Below are 10,316 nucleotides of genomic sequence, written 5' to 3'. Positions count from 1 at the left end.
CGACCTTGGCCTTGAACTTGTCCGTAAATTGCCGTTTCTTTTTGCCCATGTTCATACGTCCTTTGTTATCAGTTTTTGGACGCAGATTCCACCTTAACAGGTGGTCCTAAAATTGGGGGGAACCGCAGAACGCCCATTCCGCGCTGGATCATGCGCACATTGCGGAAGATGGCCGAGCAACAAGGATTTGCTAAGGAGTTCAGGGCATGGGAAAAGAAATACGCAAGATAATCGGCGCTCCTGATGGATTGCAGTTCGAGTTTGAACTTCCGGATCAAAAAAAACTCCGGAAAGGCTTGTGCTGGGGCAAAGCCAGGCTTCTGGTGCTTGGCGAGGCTTTGTGGGTGACGGAAGACGACGCCGGCAATGAACAGGCTGTGGAGTGGAGTTGGGTCGATCTGCTGGAGTTTGTGGCCGAAAATTGGCCTTGGCTGCTCTTGGAGGAGATCTATCCCATTCCCATCAATCCGCTGGATGTGACTGCAATGGAATCGGCGGCAAAGCAACGCTGGGAAGGTCTGAGCGAGACTATTGTCGATGACGAGGATGAAGAACTGGTCCGTTTCAGGTATCGTCATGATCTGGCTTTGGCCCTCAAGGGCATCTACCTGCCTTCCGTACTCCTGCTCCGTCAGGGAAGATTGGTTCAGGTGGGAGTTCCTGAATGGGGTAAGACTTTTTTGTTACCGTTTGCCCATGTCAAAACGATGCTTGACGAGCTTGGTGAGTGGATTGCGAGCGAAATTAGGGGGGCAGGAAACGCTCGTGCTGAAAGGGCTCTTTCACTTTGGGAGCAAAGGGATGATCGCCTGTTGGAGTGGCGGATTCGTCTTTGCAGCGGAATGTCTGGCGATGAATTGGATAGCATGCTGAACGGACGGGTTCCGGAAGAATTTTTCGAGATGCCCGTTCAGGACGCGAATGAAAGCAGCGAACTGGCCATGGCGGCCAGGATGGCTCCTGGCGGTCTGGGAATAGAAGGCAAGCGGGAAGTTATCGAAACGATTAGGGTGCTCTCCCACAACGATACCCCCGAACTGGATGCATTGAGCCAAGAATCCTTGCCCCTGCTTGATCCCGAAAGCCGTCCTTTTGAACAAGGCTATCTGCTTGCCGGATGGTTGCGTGAACAGCTTGGTTTGGAATGGGACGCAGTACCCGATCCGGAGAAATTGCTTCAGGTCTGGGGAGTACAGGTCAAGGATGTTCCACTTGAACGTGCAACAGAAAAACTAGAGGCCGTGGCCGTCTGGGGACATCGGCATGGTCCTGCCGTTCTGATCAATTCAGCTTCCGGAGCACGTGGCCAACATGTCCACCGCAGACGTACCTCCCTTGCCCATGAAATGTGCCATCTGCTTGTGGATCGGAGCGGTTCTCTTCCCCTGGCTGAAGTCCTTGGCGGTCGAACCCCTGAAATGCTGGAGAAACGAGCCAAAGCCTTTGCCGCAGAATTCCTTCTTCCCCGCAGTGTCGCTGCAGATGCCGTGCGCAAGGGGACCGATTTGCAGACAGTGATTAATGAGCTTTCTTCAACTTTCAATCTCAGCCGTGAACTCGTAGCGTGGCAAGTGACCAACTCCGAAGCCTATATGGTTTTGCGTCGTGAGGAGAAGGCTGTTTTGGAAATGGCATTAGGGTGGGGGTAAAAAAAGAAAGGAGGCCCGGGTGAAATAGAACGGCAAGGGCATTTCACCGGGCAGTCAGGGGAAGGACGTTTTTTGGTTTTAAGATTTATGTTTTAGGTAACTGCGAAAAACGAAAAACTCGGATGAAATGAGAAGCATGGGCATTTCATAGGGCAGGCCAGAGACGAGAAGCTGTTTTTTTCGCAAAGGATGACTGCGGGAGATCGGAAGACGTGGCTGGTGGGGATATACTTTGAAACGAATATTTGATTGTATAGCCACAGCAACCGGGTTGATTTGTATCAGTCCGGTTCTTGTGGTTTTGTGGTATCTTGTACGCAAGCACATGGGCTCGCCGGTTTTCCCTGTGCCTAGCAGATGGTCGTTTTGCCAGACCAGATCGGACTGTACAGGCACTGAGTTGGTCTGAAATTCATGGTATTTCATTAAAAAATATAGGTCGGTTACGGACGAATGATAGGATATAGGTATTTTCGGACAGCCAGAGGGGATTGGCGACACCATCACGGAGCACTCGTTCCTTTGGGAATGCCCCATGTGGAAAAGGATTTGCCGGAAGCTGATGCTCGAAGGATGTTAATCAAGCATCGAGCATTGTTCATCCGGTGGGAAGATCGATTCGACCATCTGAACACTGGGGAATGGTGGCATGTGATCAAGGATGAACTTGAAGATTTCGATACGTTAAGCAGAAACACGAGAAGCAAAGTCCGACGTGGTATAAAACGTTATGAGGCACTACCGGCAAGTCGTGAGGAGATTCTTGCCCAAGGATATGCGGTTTATCGATCCGCATTTGATCGCTACGAGACCTTTGAGGAGATGTTTTCCGAACAGGCCTTTCGCCAGGCCATTGCTGAGCTTCCTGAAGAAACGGAGTTCTGGGCGGTTCGGGAGCTGGAAAGTGGTCAGATGGTATCTTTCAGCGAAAACCTGGTTCGCGATGAGGCCTGTTTTTACAACACAATGTGGTTTCAACCCGATGCGATGCGGGGATATGCCGGGTATTTGCTGATTCACGAGATGAATAAACATTATCTGAATAATCGCGGACTGCGTTATGTGAGTGATGGGGCCCGCAATATCAGCCACCAGACCAATGTGCACGAGTTCTTGGAGCAAAAATTCAAATTTCGCCGCGCATACGCCAGATTGCGCGTGGTCTATCTTCCAGGGATGGGGCTTGTGATCAGGCTTTTGTATCCCTTTCGAGATATCTTCAAGGGGCGTTCTTCATCCTTGCTGCAAAAAATAGCTGTTGCGCTCGAACAGGAAAGAATTCACCGTGCCTGTACGGCAACAGGGGCAAAACAGTGAGCGGCCGTCAGTCTTTTATTGTTCAGGCAGCCCGTCTGGTGCAACGACTCCCTTTGGCCTGGCTCAGAGTTCTGGAAGCTCCGTTCGTACAGACCCGCACTTGCAGCTCTTCCCATTCAAAGCTTATATTCATTCTGGCCTTACCTCGCAGTGGCTCGACCCTCACCTATCAATGTCTGATTCACGGGCTGCAGCCTCGTTACTTGAGCAACCTGTGGAACCTTTTGTATGCGCTGCCCTGGGCCGGAGGATGTCTTTCCGCTCGAAAGTGTGCCAACTATCAATCTGATTTTCAATCCAGCCACGGTTTTGTCCAGGGGATCTGCGGGCCGGCTGAAGGGCTGCGGTTCTGGTCTTACTGGTGCGGGTGCGGTTTGGATGAACTTCAGGATGTCCCTATGCGCGATGCACTTCTCACACGTCGTATCGATTACCTGCGCAGGACATTTGCGCTTCTCGCAACTACGAAGTCACCTTTTGTAAGCGGATATCTGGGACACGTTCTGGCTGTAGAGAAACTCCGACAATGGTTTCCTGAGGCCATTTTTGTGCGTTTGCACCGGGATCCATTGAGCAATGCCGCCTCTATTCTGCGTAGTCGAAAGAAAGGTGCCCAGGGTTGGTTTTCCGTATTTCCCAAGGAGTGTGCCTCTTCCAAGGGCGCAAATGTATATGAGCAAGTGGCCTCTCAGGTATACTGGCTCAATCGTCGGCTCGAAGCCGTAGCGGATGACAAACTGACTATTCATATATCGTACGAGGGGCTGTGCCAAAATCCTCGCGGTGAAGTTCAACAAGTGGTGGATTTTTGCAATGAAAGGGGAATGCAGCTGCAAATACGACAGGAATTTCCCAGATATTTTGACTACAGACTTGTGCGTCAAAATGAGAGCAGCGATACCTCAAAGCTTTATAGTGCCCTGAATGAACTGCAAGGTGTACACGGATCGCTTGGGATCACATAGAACCATTCTTTGTGATTTCCTTGATTATTTTTTTGCACCAAAAGGAAATGTATGGCTGGATCAGGAGGGTTAAATCCGAAAGCAGCAGCGTTAAAACGCTGTTTTGATTTTCTGGGGGCAGGTTTTGGCCTTATGGCAACCTGGTGGATCATCGTTCCAGCCTGGTTTCTGGCCACAGTGGATACCCGGAAAAATGGTTTTTTCATGCAGGACCGGGTGGGCAGGAATGGAAAGACTTTCAAAGTGATAAAAGTCAGAACCATGCGTCCGGTACAGGGGGTGGAAACGGTCGTCACCACTGACCAGGACCCTCGGATCACCAGGTTGGGCAGGTTCTGGAGAAAAACCAAGATCGACGAACTGCCCCAGCTGATCAACGTTCTCAAGGGCGACATGAGTTTTGTGGGGCCCAGGCCGGATGTTCCCGGGTTTGCAGATAGGCTCGCTGGGGAAGAACGGCTCGTACTGTCCATACGCCCCGGTATTACCGGGCCGGCAACCCTGAAATATCGGGACGAAGAGCAGATCCTGATGAAAGTGGAAGATCCAGAGGCATACAACCGAGAGGTCATCTTTCCGGACAAGGTTCGGATCAATCTCGAGTATATTCGAAAGTATTCATTCTGGAAGGATCTGAAGTATATATGGGTGACTGTTTTTGGATGAAGAGGGAAAAACGGTTTTAGGTTTTAAGATTTAAGTGTTAGGTAACTGCGAAAAAACCAGAGACAAAAAGCCGATTTTTACCGCGAAGATACGAAGGGACACGAAGAAAGAGACCGAGGTCAGAGGTCGGATGTCGGAAGTCGAAAAAAGACCGACGTCTGAAGCCCCCTGTGTCAGGGATGGTGTCGACAACAGGAAAATTTGGGTATAGACTTTATCGCGTATCATCGAAACGACGCATTGATCTGGTACCGATGACAGCGGAGGTTATGCCATGACAAAGAAGAATACATTAAAATTCAAATACATCTTCCCGGATGATTTTTGTCCGGAATATGCGAATGGAGCTCAAGGGGGAGTGACGCCTCGGGGGGAGATTCTGATGAATTTTTTTCTCGAGCGACAGCCTGTTCCCAAATCCATTGTCTATGAGATGGATGATGACGGCATGATCGGCGATGTGATCCAGGATGAGTGCGATCCCAGAGAATTTCAGCACATGATGGTTCGTAACGTGACTTGTGGTGTGATGATGAATCTTGAAACCGCACGGCAGGTGAGGGATTGGCTGGACAATCAGATACGGGCCGCTGAAGGTGCTGAATCCGTCAAGGAGGAAGGTGATGCCTAAATCAAGGCCGTTTGATTTCAAGGGGGATGGATCACCAACCATGTTTGGGAGTTTCAATTGGAATTCGAGTGAGAGTGTTTGCAGTACCTTCCCTGGAAAGATTGTGTCGATGGGGAGCTCTCTGGAATCCAGCACATGTCTAGGGCGTGTGAAGCGTGTGACCTGGGAGAAATTGGGAGAGGGTGCCCGGCCTCATACCTCTGAAAAGGTTTGTCAGGTCCTGGGCCATTTTGAAGCCGTTGACCACTATGATGTAATGGTGGAACGCTTTTCAAAATGTCCTGAATTGATCGAGATTATCGACCGAGCCCGTCGAAAAGTTCTGGAATTGTTTGATGCCCCCAGGTTGTACCTGAAAGAGTCTCCGGTTCTTGAAGAAGGAATGGAACCTGATATTCTATTGGTGATTGGCCCGGCGGAAATGCCGGATGATGCCTTTGAAAAAATGATGCAACTCGATGATTGGTGGATTGAGCAAAAAACCGGTTCATTATGGGATCGTATCGTTGTAACGGTTCAGTACGGAAATGAAATTTAACTGGTCACAATATATTGATGTTGCTGATTCTCTTGGAAAAATGGCGAACCAGCGAGAAAAGGGGCGTGAGGCTTTTTATCGAGCAGGTATCAGCCGTTCCTATTATGCAGCATTCAATATGACGAAAAGTGCCTTGGATTTTGATTCCCCCCAAGGACGCGAGCATGACCGATTGATTGCATATCTTCTGGAGCAGGATTCCAGTGAAATGAAAAAAATAGGACACATGTTGAAAAGACTCAGAATAAAGCGTGTGGATGCGGATTACAGGCAAACCTCACCTATCACCGAGAATGATCTTTTGCTGTCCATCAGAAATTCAAGGCAAATTTTGGATATGCTTGGACGGTAATGTCTGCCTGAAGTGAACATTTTGGGAAGGGAACGCCTCGGTTGTGATAACCGGGGCGTTTTATCTATTTTTACATTGAAAAGGTTGAAATATGTTAAACACGAAATTTTCCCCCTGGCCCGTGTTCGGGCCCGATGAGATAGCCGCTGCGACCAGACCCCTCACGAGTGGGCGTGTCAACTACTGGACCGGGCAGGAGGGGCGGGAGTTTGAAAGGGAATATGCCGCCTATACCGGGCGAGGCCATGCCATTGCCCTGGCAAATGGGTCGTTGGCTCTTGAGCTTGCCTTGTATGCCTTTGGGGTTGGACCGGGCGACGAGGTGATCACCTCGCCGCGGACCTTTATTGCCTCGGCGAGTTCTGTTGTCATGCGCGGGGCTGTGCCGGTGCTCGCGGATATTGATCCAATATCCCAGAACATCACTGCCGAGACCATTCAGGCCGTGCTCACGCCAAAGACAAGGGCGATCATCTGTGTGCATCTGGCCGGGTGGCCGTGTGACATGGATTCCATCATGGAGCTTGCCCGGGAAAAAGATCTGTATGTGATCGAGGACTGCGCCCAGGCCCATGGGGCCAGGTATAAGGATCGACCTGTGGGAAGCTTTGGCCATGCGGCCGCGTTCTCCTTTTGCCAGGACAAGATCATGACCACAGGCGGGGAAGGCGGGATGCTTGTTTTGGATGATGAGGACGTGTGGAAACGGGCCTGGGCCTTCAAGGATCACGGCAAGAGCTGGGAGGCCGTGTATGAACGGGAGCATGCGCCGGGGTTTCGGTGGCTGCACGAGTCCTTTGGCACCAATTGGCGGATGACCGAGATCCAGGCGGCCATCGGCCGGGTTCAGCTGGGCAAGCTGGATGCATGGGTAAAAAAGCGTAGAGCCCATGCGGACAAACTGACCGCCTGCTTCAAGAACCTGGAAGGATTGCGGCTGACCCGGCCGGGAGATGATATCTTTCATGCCTATTACAAATATTACGTGTTCGTACGCCCGGAACTGCTCAAAACCGGGTGGAACAGAGACCGGATCATGAACGAGATCATGGACCGGGGCGTGCCCTGCTATTCGGGCTCCTGCTCGGAAATCTACCGGGAAAAGGCGTTTATAGATGCTGGGTATGGACCGGGGGAAAGATTACCAGTGGCAAAGGAACTGGGGGAGACGAGCCTTATGTTCCTGGTGCATCCGACGCTTACACCGGAAGAGATTGAGAGGACGTGTGAGGTTGTCGATACGGTGATGGGGGAGGCGGCGTTACGGCAGTTTTAGGTTTTAGGTGTTAGGTTTTAGGAAACGGCGAAAAAGGCAGGGAGACGGGAGGCGGGAGGCGGGAGTCGGGAGGCGGGAAACGGGAAACCGGAGTCGGGAGTATTTTTGTCTTTCTTGGCGTCACTTAGCACTCTTTGCGGCGAAAAAAAAGAGAAAAGACTGGTAACCGCGAAGGGCCAAGTGAAATGAACAGCAACAGCATTTCACCAGGCAGGCGCGAAGGAACGCGAAGGGGGCGGACACTGTTTTGTTGGCAGAAAAAATCCTTTTGTCGGTAATATCGACGCCCGATATTTCCGTATTGTAATGCGTGAAAAAACATGTTATCTCGTAGCACATTATGGAAAAAATACTTATCTCTCACAATCGCCATTGGTCCGGGTCGTATAAGGAATTGTATCCGCGGCATGTACTTCAAAAACTTGTGCACAACCTGTCTGCCAAGCACATTCAGGTCCTGCAGGGTATTCGGAGAAGCGGGAAATCCACCATTTTCAAGCTCCTGATCAATACCCTGGTCGAGACCGTGGACCCCCGGGAAATCCTGTATCTCAATCTAGAAGATCCTTTTTTCATAGAGTATAATGAAGCCCCTGAAAAACTTTATGAAATCGTGGAAATAGCCCAAAAGGTAACCGGGAAAAAAACCAGATATCTTTTCCTGGACGAAGTACAGGCGATTACAGGATGGGAAAAATTCGTCAAGACCGTTTATGATAATGAAGTATTCACCAAGATATGTATTACAGGATCCAATTCTTCACTTTTAAACAGTGAATTTGCAACGCTTCTGACGGGAAGATATATCGCGAACATGGTCTATCCCTTAAGTTTTTCCGAAGTATTGCGGATCAAAGGTTACACATCCTATTTCCAGCTTGTACAAAAAATACCTGAAGTCCTTTCTATAATTGACGATTTAATGAAATACGGATCCTTTGTAGAGGTACTGGATTGCGAGGAATCATTCAGGCGGGATATCATAGCATCATATTATGATACCATATTGTTGAAGGATTGTGTTTCAAACAATCATATCCGGGATATACAAGGCTTCAAGGAATTGAGTTATTATCTTGTTTCCAATATTGCGGCGCCATATTCCTATATTTCTCTGGCAAAGGCCGTACATATTCATGATAAAAGTTCAAAGGAATTTGTTCACTATCTCCAGTCTGCGTATATACTCAGTGAGCTCAAGCTGTTTTCCTGGTCTCTCAAGGAACAACAGAACAATAAAAAAAAGGCCTATGTCGTTGATAATGGATTTCTCCATCTTTCTTTCCAGTTTTCATCAAATAGCGGAAAGTTGTTGGAAAACCTTGTATTCAGTGAGTTTTGCAAGGCAGAAAAGGAGATGTATTTCTACAACAAAGGCTTTGAATGCGATTTTATCATAAAAAATAGCGACAATACCTTGGAAGCCGTTCAGGTATGCCATGAACTCACCGATCAGAATACCAAGAGAGAAGTGGGCGCCTTACAAAAAATCGAAAAGATTTATCCATTCATTTCCAAGACCATTATCACCTATAATCAAGAAATTCGTCTCAACGATATCCAGGTGATTCCTTTCTGGAAATATTTTCACCATCTGAATTGAACGGCCAGGGAAAAAAAGCCGGTGCTGCGCACGAGAACTACGGTTTTAGGTGTTAGGGGTAAGACAGTTTTAGGTATTAGGTGTTAGGTTTTAGGGAACTGCAAAAGGCGAAAGGCAGGGAGACGGGAGGCGGGAAGCGGGAGTCGGGAAACGGGAAACGGGAGGCGGGAGTATCTCTGTCTTTCTTGGCGTCACTTAGCGGACTTCGCGGTGAAAAAAATGAAAAAGGACTGATAACCGCGAAGGACCAAGTGAAATGAACAGCAACAGCATTTCATCAGGCAGGCGCGAAGGGACGCGAAGGGGATAGTCCCTTTTGAAATATAGTATTTTGTTTTTATAGTCTTTCTTGGCGTCACTTGGCGTTCTTCGCGGTGAAAAAAAGAGAAAAGAATGGTAACCGCCCCCCTGTGTCAGGAAAGATGTCTCACGGATTTTTTGGGGAAATTTTCTTGTTTTTATGGCAGGCTGCCTCGAGTAAGGTACTAATGCGCCCAAGCCGCAGTTTTAGGTTTTAGGTTTTAAGTTTTAAGTTCAAGCGGTTATAAAATTTTCTTGTTTTTTATGGCAGACTTTCACGAGTAAGATACTAACACCTCAAACCGCCTCTGCCTTGCTGGATGATGAGGCGACAACGTCCCTGACACAGAGGGATTTCTGCCACGGACAACTAACCCGCCGGCAGGTATTTCGGTATTTATCTCTGACCTAAACGGCAGCGACATTGCGCGTGTGCCTGTAGACGACTACGCCCACCCTGGAATTTTCCTCGGTGGGTTTTGTATTCGTGACAGGATTGCCCTTGCCAGCCTCCAACATATGCCTTACGTTTTGTTTCATGAGTAAGAAAATCCAGTCAGCGCATGATCATGTGTTCAAGAACATTCTGGGCCGAGAGGACGTAGCCAGAGACTTTGTCCGCTACTACATGCCCGCAGAGATCACTTCGGAACTCGATCTCGATTCTTTGGAAGTCGCCTCGGAGTCATATATCAGCGACCACCTCCAGGAAAGCCTGTCGGATCTTGTTCTTACCATCCAGCTCAAAAGTGGCGATCCTGCCGAGGTGTACATCCTGATCGAGCACAAGAGCAGTTTGGGTACGTGGACCAAGCTGCAGCTTTTCAAATACATGAGCGAGATGTGGCAGAAAGCCGCCAAGGCCAACAAGGAGCGGCTTCCCCTGATCGTTCCGTTGGTTTTTTACCACGGCAAGAAACAGTGGCGCTCCAGCCTGGAGTTTTCCGATCTCTTTGACCTGCCCAATGAGACGTACAGGAAGTACATTCCCAAATTTGAGCATATTTTGCATGAAGTCC

At 49.2% G+C, this 10,316-nt stretch carries 10 protein-coding genes; all 10 read left to right on the top strand.

Features of this window, described 5'->3' with window-relative positions:
- The first annotated feature begins 206 nt into the window (after nucleotides 1–206).
- Entirely contained in the window at nucleotides 207–1,649 is a 1,443-nt protein-coding gene (locus ACTVJH_RS15280; protein WP_455992598.1) for an ImmA/IrrE family metallo-endopeptidase, read from the top strand.
- Nucleotides 1,650–2,186: 537 nt separating this feature from the next.
- The gene (locus ACTVJH_RS15275) at nucleotides 2,187–2,966 is read left to right on the top strand and encodes a GNAT family N-acetyltransferase (RefSeq protein WP_455992595.1); all 780 of its coding nucleotides are present in this window, start codon (nucleotides 2,187–2,189) and stop codon (nucleotides 2,964–2,966) included.
- Complete coding sequence (locus ACTVJH_RS15270; protein ID WP_455992593.1) at nucleotides 2,963–3,931, top strand: sulfotransferase family protein; 969 nt, start codon at nucleotides 2,963–2,965, stop codon at nucleotides 3,929–3,931. Before ACTVJH_RS15275 ends, ACTVJH_RS15270 begins: the two co-directional genes overlap by 4 nt.
- Before the next feature lie 51 nt (nucleotides 3,932–3,982).
- A complete protein-coding gene (locus ACTVJH_RS15265) occupies nucleotides 3,983–4,597 on the top strand; it encodes a sugar transferase (RefSeq protein ID WP_455992591.1) in 615 nt (204 codons plus the stop codon).
- 274 nt (nucleotides 4,598–4,871) lie between these two features.
- Nucleotides 4,872–5,228, top strand: a complete 357-nt coding sequence (locus tag ACTVJH_RS15260) for a hypothetical protein (protein WP_455992588.1) — start codon at nucleotides 4,872–4,874, stop codon at nucleotides 5,226–5,228.
- On the top strand, nucleotides 5,221–5,766 hold the full coding sequence (locus ACTVJH_RS15255) for a hypothetical protein (protein WP_455992586.1): 546 nt from the start codon (nucleotides 5,221–5,223) through the stop codon (nucleotides 5,764–5,766). Before ACTVJH_RS15260 ends, ACTVJH_RS15255 begins: the two co-directional genes overlap by 8 nt.
- The gene (locus tag ACTVJH_RS15250; protein ID WP_455992584.1) at nucleotides 5,756–6,118 is read left to right on the top strand and encodes a HEPN domain-containing protein; all 363 of its coding nucleotides are present in this window, start codon (nucleotides 5,756–5,758) and stop codon (nucleotides 6,116–6,118) included. The genes ACTVJH_RS15255 and ACTVJH_RS15250 overlap by 11 nt, the downstream gene beginning before the upstream one ends.
- A gap of 91 nt (nucleotides 6,119–6,209) precedes the next feature.
- Nucleotides 6,210–7,394: a DegT/DnrJ/EryC1/StrS family aminotransferase gene (locus ACTVJH_RS15245; RefSeq protein ID WP_455992581.1), complete on the top strand. Its 1,185-nt coding sequence runs from the start codon at nucleotides 6,210–6,212 to the stop codon at nucleotides 7,392–7,394.
- A gap of 340 nt (nucleotides 7,395–7,734) precedes the next feature.
- A complete protein-coding gene (locus ACTVJH_RS15240) occupies nucleotides 7,735–8,997 on the top strand; it encodes an ATP-binding protein (RefSeq protein WP_455992579.1) in 1,263 nt (420 codons plus the stop codon).
- Between the two features lie 838 nt (nucleotides 8,998–9,835).
- The coding region (locus ACTVJH_RS15235) for an Rpn family recombination-promoting nuclease/putative transposase (protein WP_455992577.1) at nucleotides 9,836–10,316 on the top strand (481 nt) is incomplete at its 3' end.

The sequence above is a fragment of the Desulfoplanes sp. PS50 genome (assembly GCF_053851535.1).
The sequence above is the reverse complement of the archived record's forward strand: the minus strand, read 5'-3'. Positions and strand labels throughout refer to the sequence as shown.

What these genes read in the sequence shown, in the direction of transcription:
- ACTVJH_RS15280 (WP_455992598.1), top strand. Translation starts at nt 207, where the DNA reads ATGGGAAAAGAAATACGCAAGATAATCGGCGCTCCTGATGGATTGCAG.
- ACTVJH_RS15265 (WP_455992591.1), top strand. Translation starts at nt 3,983, where the DNA reads ATGGCTGGATCAGGAGGGTTAAATCCGAAAGCAGCAGCGTTAAAACGC.
- ACTVJH_RS15260 (WP_455992588.1), top strand. Translation starts at nt 4,872, where the DNA reads ATGACAAAGAAGAATACATTAAAATTCAAATACATCTTCCCGGATGAT.
- ACTVJH_RS15255 (WP_455992586.1), top strand. Translation starts at nt 5,221, where the DNA reads ATGCCTAAATCAAGGCCGTTTGATTTCAAGGGGGATGGATCACCAACC.
- ACTVJH_RS15250 (WP_455992584.1), top strand. Translation starts at nt 5,756, where the DNA reads ATGAAATTTAACTGGTCACAATATATTGATGTTGCTGATTCTCTTGGA.
- ACTVJH_RS15245 (WP_455992581.1), top strand. Translation starts at nt 6,210, where the DNA reads ATGTTAAACACGAAATTTTCCCCCTGGCCCGTGTTCGGGCCCGATGAG.
- ACTVJH_RS15240 (WP_455992579.1), top strand. Translation starts at nt 7,735, where the DNA reads ATGGAAAAAATACTTATCTCTCACAATCGCCATTGGTCCGGGTCGTAT.